This is a genomic window from Paenibacillus sp. FW507-14B1B (genome assembly GCF_058781425.1).
This window is the reverse complement of the sequence record NZ_JBYSWS010000002.1, coordinates 1,254,745-1,268,574: the sequence shown is the minus strand read 5'-3', so window position 1 is coordinate 1,268,574 and position 13,830 is coordinate 1,254,745. Positions and strand designations below refer to the sequence as shown.

Annotated in this window: 16 protein-coding genes; 10 read left to right on the top strand and 6 right to left on the bottom strand. The window is 44.8% G+C overall.

Going from position 1 to position 13,830, the window contains the following annotated elements; genetic code table 11:
• The first annotated feature begins 96 nt into the window (after positions 1-96).
• A complete protein-coding gene (gene ppnP, locus AC3WJJ_RS14475) occupies positions 97-417 on the top strand; it encodes a pyrimidine/purine nucleoside phosphorylase (protein WP_422658069.1) in 321 nt (106 codons plus the stop codon).
• A gap of 15 nt (positions 418-432) precedes the next feature.
• On the opposite strand, the gene AC3WJJ_RS14470 is transcribed toward ppnP, so the two are convergent.
• A complete protein-coding gene (locus AC3WJJ_RS14470; protein WP_492541618.1) occupies positions 433-1,389 on the bottom strand; it encodes a copper amine oxidase N-terminal domain-containing protein in 957 nt (318 codons plus the stop codon).
• 160 nt (positions 1,390-1,549) lie between these two features.
• Positions 1,550-2,449, bottom strand: coding sequence for an NAD(P)-dependent oxidoreductase (locus tag AC3WJJ_RS14465; protein ID WP_492541616.1), 900 nt, complete (start codon positions 2,447-2,449; stop codon positions 1,550-1,552).
• 210 nt (positions 2,450-2,659) lie between these two features.
• Here AC3WJJ_RS14465 and AC3WJJ_RS14460 point away from each other — a divergent pair, with 210 nt between their 5' ends.
• The 3 genes from AC3WJJ_RS14460 (at position 2,660) to AC3WJJ_RS14450 (ending at position 5,348) form a co-directional block, all read left to right on the top strand.
• On the top strand, positions 2,660-4,015 hold the full coding sequence (locus tag AC3WJJ_RS14460; protein ID WP_492541614.1) for a glucose-6-phosphate isomerase: 1,356 nt from the start codon (positions 2,660-2,662) through the stop codon (positions 4,013-4,015).
• A gap of 101 nt (positions 4,016-4,116) precedes the next feature.
• Positions 4,117-4,749: a YigZ family protein gene (locus AC3WJJ_RS14455; protein ID WP_422658065.1), complete on the top strand. Its 633-nt coding sequence runs from the start codon at positions 4,117-4,119 to the stop codon at positions 4,747-4,749.
• A gap of 5 nt (positions 4,750-4,754) precedes the next feature.
• Positions 4,755-5,348 carry a TetR/AcrR family transcriptional regulator gene (locus AC3WJJ_RS14450; protein WP_492541612.1) on the top strand — a complete coding sequence of 198 codons (594 nt, stop codon included), beginning with the start codon at positions 4,755-4,757 and terminating at the stop codon, positions 5,346-5,348.
• Positions 5,349-5,496: 148 nt separating this feature from the next.
• Here AC3WJJ_RS14450 and AC3WJJ_RS14445 read toward each other — a convergent pair whose 3' ends face one another.
• Complete coding sequence (locus AC3WJJ_RS14445) at positions 5,497-5,898, bottom strand: secondary thiamine-phosphate synthase enzyme YjbQ (RefSeq protein ID WP_492541610.1); 402 nt, start codon at positions 5,896-5,898, stop codon at positions 5,497-5,499.
• A gap of 189 nt (positions 5,899-6,087) precedes the next feature.
• Here AC3WJJ_RS14445 and cysT point away from each other — a divergent pair, with 189 nt between their 5' ends.
• The 6 genes from cysT to AC3WJJ_RS14415 all read left to right on the top strand — a co-directional run bounded on the left by cysT (position 6,088) and on the right by AC3WJJ_RS14415 (position 11,648).
• Complete coding sequence (gene cysT / locus AC3WJJ_RS14440; protein WP_492541608.1) at positions 6,088-6,903, top strand: sulfate ABC transporter permease subunit CysT; 816 nt, start codon at positions 6,088-6,090, stop codon at positions 6,901-6,903.
• Positions 6,900-7,697 carry a sulfate ABC transporter permease subunit gene (locus tag AC3WJJ_RS14435; RefSeq protein ID WP_422658061.1) on the top strand — a complete coding sequence of 266 codons (798 nt, stop codon included), beginning with the start codon at positions 6,900-6,902 and terminating at the stop codon, positions 7,695-7,697. The genes cysT and AC3WJJ_RS14435 overlap by 4 nt, the downstream gene beginning before the upstream one ends.
• Before the next feature lies 1 nt (position 7,698).
• Positions 7,699-8,763 carry a sulfate/molybdate ABC transporter ATP-binding protein gene (locus AC3WJJ_RS14430; protein WP_492541605.1) on the top strand — a complete coding sequence of 355 codons (1,065 nt, stop codon included), beginning with the start codon at positions 7,699-7,701 and terminating at the stop codon, positions 8,761-8,763.
• A 22-nt stretch (positions 8,764-8,785) separates the two neighbouring features.
• Positions 8,786-9,850 carry a sulfate ABC transporter substrate-binding protein gene (locus AC3WJJ_RS14425; RefSeq protein ID WP_492541603.1) on the top strand — a complete coding sequence of 355 codons (1,065 nt, stop codon included), beginning with the start codon at positions 8,786-8,788 and terminating at the stop codon, positions 9,848-9,850.
• Positions 9,851-10,045: 195 nt separating this feature from the next.
• Entirely contained in the window at positions 10,046-11,083 is a 1,038-nt protein-coding gene (locus AC3WJJ_RS14420) for an NADH:flavin oxidoreductase/NADH oxidase (protein ID WP_492541601.1), read from the top strand.
• 127 nt (positions 11,084-11,210) lie between these two features.
• Positions 11,211-11,648 (top strand): MarR family winged helix-turn-helix transcriptional regulator, encoded by a 438-nt coding sequence (locus tag AC3WJJ_RS14415; RefSeq protein ID WP_492541599.1) that lies wholly within the window; start codon positions 11,211-11,213, stop codon positions 11,646-11,648.
• Between the two features lie 178 nt (positions 11,649-11,826).
• On the opposite strand, the gene AC3WJJ_RS14410 is transcribed toward AC3WJJ_RS14415, so the two are convergent.
• The 3 genes from AC3WJJ_RS14410 to AC3WJJ_RS14400 are packed head-to-tail and all read right to left on the bottom strand — an operon-like array spanning position 11,827 to position 13,769.
• Positions 11,827-12,507 carry a hypothetical protein gene (locus AC3WJJ_RS14410; protein ID WP_492541597.1) on the bottom strand — a complete coding sequence of 227 codons (681 nt, stop codon included), beginning with the start codon at positions 12,505-12,507 and terminating at the stop codon, positions 11,827-11,829.
• Positions 12,507-13,400, bottom strand: a complete 894-nt coding sequence (locus AC3WJJ_RS14405) for an ABC transporter ATP-binding protein (RefSeq protein ID WP_492541595.1) — start codon at positions 13,398-13,400, stop codon at positions 12,507-12,509. The genes AC3WJJ_RS14410 and AC3WJJ_RS14405 overlap by 1 nt, the downstream gene beginning before the upstream one ends.
• Before the next feature lie 6 nt (positions 13,401-13,406).
• Positions 13,407-13,769 carry a GntR family transcriptional regulator gene (locus tag AC3WJJ_RS14400; protein WP_492541593.1) on the bottom strand — a complete coding sequence of 121 codons (363 nt, stop codon included), beginning with the start codon at positions 13,767-13,769 and terminating at the stop codon, positions 13,407-13,409.
• Positions 13,770-13,830 lie beyond the last annotated feature (61 nt).

The following is a 13,830-nucleotide window of genomic DNA, read 5'->3' as shown; positions in this document are numbered from 1 at the left end:
CCCATTCGTTCATCAAGATTAAGCTAGATCTCAGCACCCGCTTATTTGCGGGTGCTGATCTATATATACATATTCTTGAGGGGAGAGAAGTAGGTTATGTCGGTATTCAGCAATGTTCAGGTTCACAAGGCAGCTAATATTTATTACGAGGGTCAAGTAACGAGTCGTACCGTCATTTTGGAAGATGGGCAGAAAGTCACGTTGGGGATTATGCTTCCGGGGAATTATGAGTTTGGTACAGCAGGTCCTGAGATTATGGAAATTCTGTCGGGTGATTTGCGAGTTCTTCTTCCAGGAGAGCAAGATTGGCAAGAGATCCAAGAGCCTACGTCATTCTCTGTGCCTGGGAACTCATCCTTTAAGCTAGAAATTCGGACAGTAACGGATTACTGCTGTTCCTATCCTGCAGAACTTTAAGACGCGAATATTATACTATTCGCTGTCTGATTCCTCAGGGATTTCTACGATAACGCCTTGATAGTCTGGACTCTGGTTGTCCAGCTCAACATCACCAAAGACAGGTTCATCTTTGCTGTTAAGCATACTGTAGTAGGTTGAACCAACAGGATAGCGGAAATTGAACTGGGCCACGGTCCAGCCTAATGTGTTAGGCTGTTTGCCAATCTCTTTCATAAAGTAGAAGGGGAGAAAGAAGAGATCACTCTTCGGATTTTTTCCCTTATTCGAATCCACTTTAGCCTGCCATTTCAGTTCGGCATTGCTATTTCGGATTTCGTAGTAGCTAATTAGGTCGTTATCAAGCTCGAAATATCTGTCAGCTTTATGTTTAGGGAAATAATAGTTCACCCCTTGCATCTCTAAGTAAGTCCTCTCAATGAGTGGCTTTGGAATCAAGGAAATTCTAGGCGCCTTAATAGCTGCGTTTCGTGCGGTCACTAGCTTGTCGCTCTTCAATCCTGCTAAGACTTTAGGGTCCGCTTTAGCGATATACACGGTCTTAGTAGAAGCATTCCAGTAGATTTTAGCATGGAAGGCTTCTGATACGGCACGAAGCGGAATCATGGTCTTGCCTTTATAGAGAAACGGTGCAGCATATAGGCTTTTGTTACTACCATTAATCCTTATAAGTTTGCTGCCAGCGGATATGACAACTGTGGTATCCTTGCTGATCATCGTAATTTGCTTTTTATTGTTGTCGTACTTATAGACATAGTCTCCCAGCGATTTCAGATCGGTTAGCGTGATAAAGGTGGTTCCTTGTCTTATGAGAACATCACCATACGCTTGTTGACTGTTAATGTAAGCCTTGGCAGATAGGGCTTGATTCGTACTGGATGATGCTTGTGCCTGGCCTGGGTTTAGCGTGGATGTTAGTAAGGTGGATAATATGGCAGCTGTCATAAGTGGTTTTATCCCTTTAAATTTCATCTTGGTAATTCCTCCCTTCTGTGTATTGGACGTTACATCTTGCGAAAGGTTGCAGACTGAAATGTTCAGGCATACAGAAAAAACCTGCTTTCTATAAGTGCCATCCCTTATAAAGTAAGGAATGACAGTTAAGAAGAGCAGGTGTGTTATTTAACACATTTTATGATTGTGATTGACCACCGATCGTCTGGCCGATCCAGGCTTCATAACATTTGACGACAGCTGAAAGATCTTCATCGCCATAACCTTCACTAGCTCCTGCTTGGAACAAGCTTTTTGCTAAATTTAGCATAGGAGAAGGCATTCCGATCCCATCAGTTAGTGAAGATGCGAGCTTCAAATCTTTGAGCATCAGAGCAAGTGAGAATTGATTGCTGAAATCGCCCTCAATAATTTTACGGCCTTTTAATTCCGCGGCTTTACTTCCTGCGGAACCAAGCTGGACAAGTTCGAGAAAATGATCCGCTGGGATTCCTGATTTCGCTGCGATAGCAAATCCTTCGGCAAGAGCAAGGTTGTTAATTCCAACCACCGTATTATGGGCAAGTTTAGCGACTGCACCGCTACCATTGGGTCCCATGTGGATGACTTTTTTACCTAAGGTATCGAATACATCGGCTTGAGCTTCAATGACGGATGCATCACCACCCACCATGAATACGAGTGTACCATTGATCGCAGCAGGCTTGCTGCCTGTCACGGGTGCATCGAGGAAGGAAGCACCTTTAGCTGTTACTTCTGCAGCGATTTCCTTCACTAGCGCAGGGGAGACGGTACTGCAGTCGATCACAGTCATGCCCTCTGTAAGCGAGGAGAGGACGCCATTCTCGCCATAGTAGACATCACGAACAGAATCATCGTTGCTGACCATGGTAATGACAACATCGACTTCTTCTGATGCTTCACGTGGTGTTGGGGCAGTGGAAGCTCCTTGCTCAGCGAGTGGACGGCATTTCTCATCCGTGCGGTTATAGACGGTTACTTCGTAATCTTGTTTAAGCAGATTGGAAGCCATGGGAGCACCCATGGTGCCAAGACCGATAAATCCGATTTTTTTCATCAAATATCACCTTCGTATGTAAATTCGTCGAACGGGTTAATCTTAACATGGGGCTATTCTTTATTCTAGCTGTTTGGTGTTGCGGGCTTATCCAGATATGGCAAAAAAGCTTAGCGGTTAACGGGCATAACTTGATCCCTATACCAAATTAAAGTATTCTACTTATAAATGTTGACTCTCTCTAACAAGATAAAACAGGAGGCTATTAGCATGTCTAAAAAAGTGAAGTTTGACTATAGCAAGGCCCTTTCGTTTATTAACCAACATGAAATTGATTATTTGGCTGAGCCGATTCGTACGGCACATGATCAGTTACATAAACAAACTGGCGTAGGCTCCGATTTTCTTGGATGGATTGACCTTCCTTCCGAGTATGATAAAGAGGAATTCGCTCGTATTCAAAAAGCTGCTGCTAAGATCCAGAACGATTCTGAAGTTCTCATCGTTATTGGTATTGGTGGTTCTTATCTGGGTGCTCGTGCAGCTATCGAAATGCTGTCCCATTCCTTCTATAACATTCTTCCGAAGGACAAGCGTAAGACTCCAGAAATTTATTTCGCAGGTAACAACATCAGCTCCACATATGTTAACCACTTGCTTGAATTGATCGAGGGTAAAGATTTCTCAATCAACGTAATTTCGAAATCGGGTACAACAACGGAGCCGGCGATTGCTTTCCGTATTTTCCGTGCAGCACTGGAGAAGAAATACGGTAAGGAAGAAGCGCGCAAACGTATCTATGCAACAACGGATAAAGAGAAGGGCGCACTCAAGAAGCTTTCGAATGAAGAAGGTTATGAATCCTTCATCATTCCAGATGATGTGGGCGGACGTTACTCCGTGCTGACTGCAGTAGGTCTTCTGCCAATCGCGACTGCGGGCATTAACATCGAAGAGATGATGCAAGGTGCGGCTGATGCTGCCAAGGAATACAGTAACCCGAACGTAGCTGAGAATGAAGCTTATCAATATGCAGCGGTTCGTAATGCACTTTATCGCAAAGGTAAAGCCATTGAAATTCTTGTTAACTATGAGCCGTCGCTACACTTTGTTTCCGAGTGGTGGAAGCAATTGTTCGGTGAGAGCGAAGGTAAAGACTATAAAGGGATCTATCCTGCATCCGTAGACTTCTCAACAGATCTACATTCCATGGGTCAGTTCGTTCAAGAAGGTAGCCGTAACATCTTCGAAACCGTGATCCAAGTTGAGAATGTAGCGAGTCATATTACAATTGAATCCGATCCAGACGATCTGGACGGTCTTAACTTCTTGACGGGTAAGACGATGGATTTTGTTAACAAAAAAGCATTCCAAGGAACCATGCTGGCACATACAGATGGCCAAGTTCCAAACTTGATTGTTACAATTCCAGATTTTACTCCCTATTCCTTCGGATATCTGGTATACTTTTTCGAAAAGGCATGCGGAATCAGCGGATATCTGCTTGGTGTGAACCCGTTTGACCAACCGGGTGTAGAAGCGTACAAGAAGAACATGTTCGCTCTGCTTGGCAAGCCGGGTTACGAGAAAGAGAAAGCCGAATTGGAAGCCAGACTTTCCGAGTAACACCACATCACACATCAGACACAAAAGCTGAAGGAAGCAGTTTTCCGGTATTTTTTATGCCGGGGACTGCTTTCTTGGTAATAAGGGGTTGAAATCGGCATATGCTGGAACGCTACAAAACGGTGCGCTTGGCGGGTTCAAAGGAAATTGTCATTAAGAAATCACGGTTTATCGGGCATATTATGCCGGTGGAAACTGAGGAAGCCGCTGTCGCATTCATTGAGGAAATGAAGAAGAAGCACTGGAATGCCACACATAACTGTTCCGCTTATATGATTGGGGAACGGGATGAGATTCAGAAGCAATCGGATGACGGAGAACCAAGCGGAACGGCTGGCAAGCCTATTCTTGAAGTCATTCGTAATCAGAAGCTTAAGAATGTAGCTATTGTTGTGACACGTTATTTTGGGGGAATCATGCTAGGAGCCGGAGGGCTGATCAGAGCTTATACAGATGGTGCTGTAGCAGCAATAGAAGCTGGTGAGCCCATCACAAGAGTGCTTCACAGAGAAGTACGAGTTGAGCTGGATTACACTTGGCTTGGGAAGGTTGAGAATGAACTTCGAAGCCGTAACACCCGTATGGGTGAGACGTTGTTCGCAGATAAAGTTACACTCATCTGTCTGCCGGAAGATCAGGAGACGGATGCCTTTATTGCATGGATGGTCGATTTGACTCAGGGACAGTCCGTAATTACGGAGGGAGAGCGGTTCTATTTTATTGAAGGGGAATAATTGATATGGCTAGAAGAGCGGTAGAACGGGAGTTATCTAGGGAGCGTATTTTAGAAGCGGCCAGGCATTTGTTTATTACGAAGGGATACCGGGCCATCTCGATGCGAAGTATCGGGCAGCACCTGGGTTACAGCCACGGGTCCTTATATTATCACTTTAAGGAAAAGGCGGAGCTTTTCTACGCCATTGTCATGAAAGACTTCAACGATCTTGCTTTGCTGCTGAACCAGGCTGCTGGCAGAACACCTTGTGATGGTATATCTAAGCTGGAGCAGCTCTTGCTCGAGTTTATCCGTTTCGGACTGAATAATCCTTATCAATATGAGATTATGTTTATGATTCGAGATGAAGAGCTGCTTGCTTATTGTCGCTCCGAGCAGAGTCGATGTTTTGATATGTTCTCTGCGTTAGTTCGTCAACATTTGCTAGATGATGCTTACTGTGATGAGGAAAGAAGGAATTTGCCTCTGACTTTGTTTTTGTCTACGCATGGCTTTATATCATTCTATATTCAAGATCGAATCGACTACGAAGAGATTAAACCAGCCGCTGTTGCTCATGTGAAAGTACTATGTCGAAGTTTATATAGCAGAGTTTAACCCCATCTAAATGTGGAATGGTACAATGCTTGTTACATTTACACTTCAACGAATTACTTCGTTGGAGCGTTGAAACGTCAATTTCCTAATGAAATCAAAGACAGGTGCGTTTTATACGCTACCTGTCTTATTTGTGTTATCTATAAGATTAACCCTGCATGATTTTAACGTAATATTCACGACAACGGGGACCGTCAAACTCACAGAAGTAGATGCCCTGCCAGCGGCCTAACAATAATTCCCCTTCGGAAATGATAATATGCTGGGACGGCCCGCAAGTGATTGATTTAAGATGAGATGCCGTATTCCCTTCAGCATGCCGATAGTTCGGGTGTTCCCACGGATAGACCTCATCAAGACGCATGATAACATCGCGCTTTACATCCGGATCTGCGTTTTCGTTAATGGCAATGCCCGCTGTCGTGTGGGGACAGTAGATCAGAACGGTTCCGTTTTGTACACTGCTCTCTTTGACAAGGCGGGTGATTTCGCGCGTGATGTCCCTCATTTCATCGCGTTTTACGGTCGAAAGTTCCATATGATGCAGCATGGATCATCAGCTCCTTATGAAATAATGAAATAGGTTTCTTTATATATTACCCGATAAAGTCCAAAAGATGGATTGACGATTACAATCTTCTTTTGGTAAAGTGTGTATAACAATTAATTCCAAGTATACTAATAGGAAATATGAGTTTATCAAGTTGACCGGGCCATCCGGAGGCAGGAGGTACGAATCTTGACAGCACTGATCCGTCATAAAGGTTGGATGTGGGGATTTAGAAGCACTATTTTGCTTTATTTTGCCGTACTCATTGTTCTACCGGTTCTAGGTGTGTATGTGCAGTCACTTTCTGCGGGATGGGGGCACTTTGCTGCTAGTATTCTCGATCCGATTGCATGGAAGGCAGTATTCCTAACCCTGAAGCTTGGAATGATTTCAACACTGATCAATATATTGATCGGAACGATGATTGCATGGGTCTTGACCAGATATCGTTTTCCGGGAAGGACGCTACTCAATAGTCTTGTTGATTTACCTTTTGCATTGCCAACGGCTGTGGGAGGACTCATGATTTTGCTCTTACTGGGACCAGGGAGTTTGATTGGGCAAGCAGCCGAAGCGCTTGGTTTTGAAATCGTGTTCCACCAACCGGCTATTGTTATTGCGATGGTATTTGTAACATTTCCTTTTGTGATACGTGCAGTTCAGCCTCTTTTGGAGGAGATTGATGCATCACAGGAAGAAGCGGCATATACCATGGGGGCTTCGAAAGCGAGAACCTTTCTCCGAGTAATTCTTCCAAGCATGAGTTCGGGAATTATTAGTGGAGGGATGTTGGCCTTCTCAAGGGCTTTAGCTGAGTTTGGAGCTGTTGTACTGGTAGCCGGCAACATTCCTGGCAGAACACTCGTCGCCTCGGTGTTTATTTATGGTGAGGTAGAAAGTGATAATCCGGCGGGCGCAGCGGCTGTATCTGTTGTACTGCTTACCCTGTCATTTACAATCCTATGGATCATGAACCGGGTGCAGCAGAGGGGGCGGCGTGGATGAGGAGATTATGGATCGGGCTAACGTATTTCGTATTCTTTATTCTTCTAATTGCTCCGCTGTCCAAAATCGTGACGAGTGCATTCAGCGGTGGGTTAACCGGATTAGCGAAGGCAATCGGCAGACCAGAGGCGATGCACGCCCTACTGATGACTGGAAGTATTGTTGTCATTGTAACGATATTAAACGCTTTGTTTGGTATCATGTTGGCCCTTTATCTCGTCCGGGCAAGTTGGCTTAGTCACAAGATTAAAAGCCTGCTTAACAGTATCGTAGATCTACCCTATGCGGTTTCTCCCGTTATTGGAGGACTTATGATTGTGCTTATTCTGGGGCCAGATAGTATTATCGGAGGTTTTCTAGAAGGGACCGGATTTAAGGTGGTGTATGCATTTCCGGGAATGGTCATTGCTACACTGTTTGTTACATTTCCATTGATGGTTCGTGAAGTCATGCCCGTACTTCAGGAGATTGGTACAGATCAAGAGCAGGCGGCTTCAACACTCGGCGCTTATGGTTGGCTGACTTTCCGAAAGGTAACTTGGCCGATGATTCGCTGGGCTGTTGTGTATGGCATGGTTCTGACCATTGCTCGCTCACTTGGAGAGTTCGGTGCTGTTCTTGTCGTTTCAGGCAACATCATGAACAAGACACAAACCGCTACAACTTTGGTCTATCAGGATGTAGAGAATTTTAATGTGGCTGCGGCAAGTGGGGTCGCCTTAGTACTGGCTGCTTTTTCAGTAGCTTTATTGCTTCTGATGGAATGGGTCAAAAAGAGAAAGGGTGTGCATTGATATGCATCTGCAAGTCCGTGATCTGAATAAACATTTCGGTGCTTTTCATGCTGTAAAAGACGTTAGCTTCGATATTGAGAAGGGTCATTTAATCGGACTTCTTGGACCCAGTGGCGGTGGGAAAACTTCCATCCTGCGGATGCTGGCAGGACTGGAGACCCCAGATGCTGGTCAAATCTCTTTTCATGGTCAGGTTGTAAATGATATTCCACCTCAGGAGCGCGGTATTGGTTTTGTATTTCAGAATTATGCTCTATTCAAGCATATGACAGTGTTCGATAATATAGCATTTGGTTTGAAGGTCAAGAAGGCCCCCAAGTCTAAGATTCAGGAAAAAGTGATGGAATTGGTGGAGTTGACCGGTCTTAGTGGATTTGAACGCCGTTATCCCCATCAGTTGTCTGGTGGTCAGCGACAGCGTGTAGCCTTTGCCCGCGCGTTGGCACCGGAGCCGCAGCTGTTATTACTTGATGAGCCTTTTGCTGCTATTGATGCGAAAATCCGTCAGGAGCTTCGCTCATGGCTGCGAGAACTCATTGAACGGGTTGGCATCACTTCCATCTTCGTGACCCATGATCAGGATGAGGCGATTGAAGTCGCTGATGAGATTATGATCATTAATCAAGGACGGGTGGAGCAGAAAGGGACACCGTGGGATATTTACAAGGAGCCGGCAACACCGTTTGTTGCTAGCTTTATCGGCGAATCTACGATCGTAGAGAATGCATCTGCCCTGAAAGGTTTTGATGCTGCTGGGAATGGACTGCAGGCTCGCGCGTTAATTCGTCCGGAATATATAGAAATTGGCAATGAGCATGATTTTCCGATTCTATCTGCAACAGAGCAGGGGATCGTGAGGCATTTGCATTTTCGAGGTAGTGAATGGCTGATCGAGGTAGAAGTAAATGGACATAAACTCATGACTTATCGCTCACTGGAGAAGGAGACCTTAAAGCCTGGACAAGAGGTGCGTGTGCTTGTACATCGTGCTTACTTGTATCATGATTCGGATAGCTGGATTGAGGAGAATAGGCTGAAGGTAGATCCGATGCCAATCATGATTTAAGTGGAACGAGAGGAGGGAGAAGATGAGGAAACGGAACATAAGGGGACCTGTTTACCGCCCTATCATGATGAGCTTGCTGCTTATGCTTCTCCCGGTTCTGGGAGGATGTGTGGAGGGGCAAACGGATGTAAAGACGGTATCAGCACAATCTGGTGATCGGACGCTGGTCATTGGAGCATACAGCGTTGCGCGAGATGCCATGGCTGAAATTGTACCCGCCTTTCGTGAGAAATGGTACCAACAGACTGGGGAGCGCATTTCTTTTCAAGAGTCATACGAAGCCTCTGGTACACAGGCCCGTTCAATTGCTGGTGGTTTTGAGGCAGATGTTACCTTGCTGGCACTTGAAGGAGATATGAATAAGCTGGTGAAAGCTGGTCTTGTGAAGCAAGATTGGAATGAGCAGCCCTATGGTGGAATGGCTACACGCTCGATTGTGGTCTTGGGTACAAGGGAAGGTAACCCGAAAGGAATTCAGGATTTCGACGATCTGATTAAGCCTGGTGTGAAGGTGCTGTACCCAAATCCGAAGACGTCGGGAGGGGCACAGTGGGACATCAATGCGATTTATGGAGCGGGGCTTAAACGCTCTGAAGAGCAAGGGAGTAAAGACCCTGCAGCGGCAAAAGCTTTCCTGGAGCAGATTCACCAGAATGTAGAATCTCTTGATAAAAGCGGACGCGCTTCGATGGCGGCATTTGAGTATGGGGTTGGAGATGTCATCGTTACGTATGAGAATGAACTGCTTGCCCGAATAGCCCATGGAGTACCCTATGAAATCGTTATTCCGAAATATACGATGCTGATTGAGAATCCTGCGGCTGTTGTTCATCAGTATGCAGAGGAGCATGGGATGCTTGATGTAGCGGATGCTTTTGTACAATACTTGCGCTCGCCTGAGGTGCAGCAGATTTTTACGAAACATGGTTTTCGTCCGGTAGATGAGACGGTTTATGCTCAGAATGTAGAGAAATTTCCTGAGCCAGCGGGGCTGTTTGATATTGAATACCTTGGTGGATGGGAGTATGTGCGGGAAACGTTGTATTCGAAGCGGGGAATTTGGTACCAGGTCTTGGCCGGGTTATGAGATATACGTTCAATGAACTTAGAAGAGGAGCTGACTATAATGCAGCTTCTTTTTTTAACCAATATGATTCATGATTGACAGCGATGATATTCTATACTACCATTACATGCATGAGCATGCATTTATTATTTAATGCTGAATCATTTTTATTGATGAACAGAATAATATTAGTTTTTTATAAAGAGGAGAGATACCATGAAGGACTTATTTACCCCTTATGAACTGATGGATTTGAAGTTGAAGAACCGAGTTGTTATGCCTCCGATGTGTCAATATTCGGTAACGAATAAAGACGGAATTGCTACGGATTGGCATTATAATCACTATGTAAGTCGCGCTATTGGTGGGGCGGGGCTAATCATTGTTGAAATGGCTGATGTGGAGCCGGATGGCCGAATTACGGATTATGACCTCGGTGTCTGGTCTGATGAGCAGATTCCTGCACTGGCTAGAATTGTAGACGCCTGTCATGCTTATGGTGCTAAAGTGGGAATTCAGATTGCTCACGCTGGTCGTAAAGCGGAAGATGCAGTCGTCCCGGTATCGTCATCTGCAGTTCCTTTTGATGCTAACTCCAAAACGCCACATGCACTAACCACAGAAGAAGTGAAGGCTATGGTTGAGAAATTCCGAATGGGCGTGAAGCGTGCGGTTCAAGCGGGATTCGATGTCATCGAGCTTCACGGAGCGCACGGTTACCTTATTCATCAGTTCCATTCGCCACTGACGAATCTTAGAACGGATGAATATGGCGAAGATTTAACCCTGTTTGGATCAGAAGTCATTCGCGCAGCTAAGAGTGAAATGCCAGAGGGAATGCCTTTGATCATGCGTATTTCGGCTAAGGAATATGTTGAAGGCGGCTACGGTCTTAAAGAAAGCTTGGTATTTAGCAAAGCCTATAAGGAAGCGGGAGCTGATATTTTCCATATCAGTGCAGGGGGTGAAGGTCCGATCGCAGCAGCTGGAAAGCCGGGAACACATGCAGCGTATCAAGTGCCTTTGGCTAGAGAAATCAAATACAGCTTGAATGTTCCAGTTATTGCGGTGGGCAGATTGGATGAGCCAGTACTGGCTAATGCTGTTATCGGTAATGAGGAAGCAGATCTTGTTGCAGTAGGTCGGGGAATGCTCAGAAATCCATACTGGACGCTCGAGGCAGGCACTCAGCTTCAGAAGGATGCCGGTATTCCTAAACAGTATGCAATGGGGTTTCCTAGGCTGAAAGGCTAAGATATACGGAGAGACTGATTTCTTTGAGAAACAGTCTCTTTTTTTCACAAAGGGGTATAGAGTGTAGTACTATTATATTTATAAAGAAGGAATTTAATAGCCACACGCTCGGGAGATGAATCGAAAGATGGATAATACACATAACAATGATCTTATAACGAATTGGTTGACGTTAACGCATATACAAATGAACGTGACGAATGAATTGGAAGCTAACTTACAGGCCAAGCATGGCTTATCTATAAATGAATTTTATTTACTGTTATTTTTATCAGAGGCCCCCGAGAAAAAGCTGAAATTGCAGAAGCTCGAATCTATGGTTGGATTAAGCCAGAGTGCGATCTCCAGGCTGGTTAGCCGGTTTGAGGCTAAGGGGTGCGGAGCTTTAGAAAGAAAAGCGTGTGATGAAGATCGCAGAAGCATTTATACCTCCCTGACTCCAATTGGTGAGGACAAGCTTATCCGTGCACAAGAAACTTTTAAAGATACGTTGACCGCCGTTTTTCCAGAAAAAGAGGTGGAGGAGCTTCTTGAGCAAATGGTTCAACGGAAGAAGCAAGCTTAAACCTATAAAATAAAGTACGGAAACCTTCGGTAATGTTGTCCTTGAAGCTATGGCCTGCTCTCATTCGAGAAATCGGTTTGTTGAGGAAGAGGAGCTGGCTATAGAAGCAGCTCCTCTTCGATGTCGAAAAGGTGTATTGATTATTATTCAAATGAGGGTGTCATCTGAGATAGGCTGTTTAGATGGTTGCTCTGCGGAGCAGAAAGTAAGATCCAGCTGCGAACAGTACGATGAAGGGAATCATCCAAAGAGCATAATTAGCGGCGGTTTGCTGTACCATCCACTGAAAGATAGTAGGGTACCAGTTCAAATAAGTTGCAAGAAAACCAATGACTGTGATGACGATTAGGCCTATACCATAGATCATAAATAAACCATTGCGTCCCGTACGCTTGTGTGTAGCTGCGATTAATAAACCGAGAAAGTGAAAGAACAATAAGATAATAAATGGGATATAGAATTGATTAATGAGAGGGCCATCGCTAAGGTAGGGCAGATGAAAGAAATGAAGATCATTTCCCCAAGCGTTCGTCCAGCCTTCTGTAAGACCGAGAAGGAATAGGAGTGCAGCAAATCCGATATTGGTCAGAATAATCATGATGGAGGTTCCCACAAAGAAATCCTTTCTACTGATACTCATACTTAGAGCAAACGGAAATGTCTGAGTCAGTATGATGATCCCAGCTGCCAGCATGTAGATATATATGGAGGCAAGACCACCGGTTATAAGGGGTTCATCTAGAAACAAGCTGATGATGAGGTTGACGAAAAAACTAGGGAGAACGACTAGAGAAGGGATGATAAACCAAGACCATTTATCTCTGCTGTGCATTTTTAACACACTTGTTACTCGGTTCATTAGACTCGTGCCTCCATTCTCTGGTTTTTTCCGTTAGTTAAATAGATAATAAGCTGTTGTAGCGAAACAGGGGTAAGTTCAAGCCCCAAAGCTTCAGCTTGCTTACGTTTTGAGCTATCCCACCGATCAACGACGGTCGTAGATATCAAATTACCAAAGGATTCACGATGAATGATTTCTTTGCCTGCGGTAAAAGAGTCTATGATATCTTTGTGACCCGCTAAGGTAAATGCCTGCCCGCGAAGCTTTTCGGCCTCCTCATTGATGATTAAGGATCCATTATCAATGACCATCACATGTTCCAGAAGATGACTTACTTCATCAATCAGATGTGTCGATAGAATGATCGTCCGTGGATGACTTGAATAATCTTCAATTAACCGATCGTAAAAAAGACTACGAGAGACCGCATCAAGGCCCAGATAAGGCTCATCAAATATCGTTAGGGGCGCACGGCTTGCAAGTCCTACAATGATGCCGACAGATGAGAGCATACCTCTAGATAATTTCTTCATTCTACGTTTGAGTGGAAGTCGGAAGTCCTCTGCGAGGGAGAGAGCATACTCATGATCCCAATTCGGGAATATTGCGGCAGAAGTCAGGAGGACGTCGTGAATACGATACACATCAGGATATTTCTGGCTCTCTTTGACGAAACAGATCTGACTGAGGACCCGATTATTCTCGTATGGATCTTCTCCAAACACCTTAAGCTCCCCGCTTGTAGCGAAAATCTGAGCTGTAATCATATGCATAATCGTTGTCTTGCCGGCCCCGTTCCGGCCGAGTAATCCATAAATCTTCTCTGCCTCTATAGAAAAGCTCACGTTATTGACCGCCGTAACATCACCATACGATTTCGTTAGCTGATTCAATTCAATAACAGTACTCATTTCACACTACCCCCTCTTTCGGATCATTTCCGTTAATTGTTCGGTCGTGATACCGAGCTTCTCCGCTTCGCGAACCATCGTTACAACATATTCTTCGTAGAATCGTTCCTTGCGTTTATCCATCACCTTCATTCGAGCACCCTCTGCGACAAACATTCCAATCCCTCGTTTCTTGTACAAGATTCCCTCATCAACAAGCATATTGACCCCTTTGGCCGCAGTAGCTGGATTGATCTTGTAGAAGGCCGCAAATTGGTTCGTTGAAAGAACCTGAGACTCCTCAGCCAGTAGCCCTTCTATAATGTCATCTTCAATACGTTCTGCGATTTGAATAAATATGGGTCGGCTGTCGTCCATAATAAAAGCCATTTCTGCATCACCACCAAATTGGTTAACTACTCATGTAACTAACCATACAACCTCTAGAAAA

Excerpts from the sequence above, each read along its gene's own strand:
- ppnP (WP_422658069.1), top strand. The coding sequence starts at position 97 with ATGTCGGTATTCAGCAATGTTCAGGTTCACAAGGCAGCTAATATTTAT.
- AC3WJJ_RS14470 (WP_492541618.1), bottom strand. The coding sequence starts at position 1,389 with ATGAAATTTAAAGGGATAAAACCACTTATGACAGCTGCCATATTATCC.
- AC3WJJ_RS14465 (WP_492541616.1), bottom strand. The coding sequence starts at position 2,449 with ATGAAAAAAATCGGATTTATCGGTCTTGGCACCATGGGTGCTCCCATG.
- AC3WJJ_RS14460 (WP_492541614.1), top strand. The coding sequence starts at position 2,660 with ATGTCTAAAAAAGTGAAGTTTGACTATAGCAAGGCCCTTTCGTTTATT.
- AC3WJJ_RS14455 (WP_422658065.1), top strand. The coding sequence starts at position 4,117 with ATGCTGGAACGCTACAAAACGGTGCGCTTGGCGGGTTCAAAGGAAATT.
- AC3WJJ_RS14450 (WP_492541612.1), top strand. The coding sequence starts at position 4,755 with ATGGCTAGAAGAGCGGTAGAACGGGAGTTATCTAGGGAGCGTATTTTA.
- AC3WJJ_RS14445 (WP_492541610.1), bottom strand. The coding sequence starts at position 5,898 with ATGCTGCATCATATGGAACTTTCGACCGTAAAACGCGATGAAATGAGG.
- AC3WJJ_RS14435 (WP_422658061.1), top strand. The coding sequence starts at position 6,900 with ATGAGGAGATTATGGATCGGGCTAACGTATTTCGTATTCTTTATTCTT.
- AC3WJJ_RS14430 (WP_492541605.1), top strand. The coding sequence starts at position 7,699 with ATGCATCTGCAAGTCCGTGATCTGAATAAACATTTCGGTGCTTTTCAT.
- AC3WJJ_RS14425 (WP_492541603.1), top strand. The coding sequence starts at position 8,786 with ATGAGGAAACGGAACATAAGGGGACCTGTTTACCGCCCTATCATGATG.
- AC3WJJ_RS14420 (WP_492541601.1), top strand. The coding sequence starts at position 10,046 with ATGAAGGACTTATTTACCCCTTATGAACTGATGGATTTGAAGTTGAAG.
- AC3WJJ_RS14415 (WP_492541599.1), top strand. The coding sequence starts at position 11,211 with ATGGATAATACACATAACAATGATCTTATAACGAATTGGTTGACGTTA.
- AC3WJJ_RS14410 (WP_492541597.1), bottom strand. The coding sequence starts at position 12,507 with ATGAACCGAGTAACAAGTGTGTTAAAAATGCACAGCAGAGATAAATGG.
- AC3WJJ_RS14405 (WP_492541595.1), bottom strand. The coding sequence starts at position 13,400 with ATGAGTACTGTTATTGAATTGAATCAGCTAACGAAATCGTATGGTGAT.
- AC3WJJ_RS14400 (WP_492541593.1), bottom strand. The coding sequence starts at position 13,769 with ATGGCTTTTATTATGGACGACAGCCGACCCATATTTATTCAAATCGCA.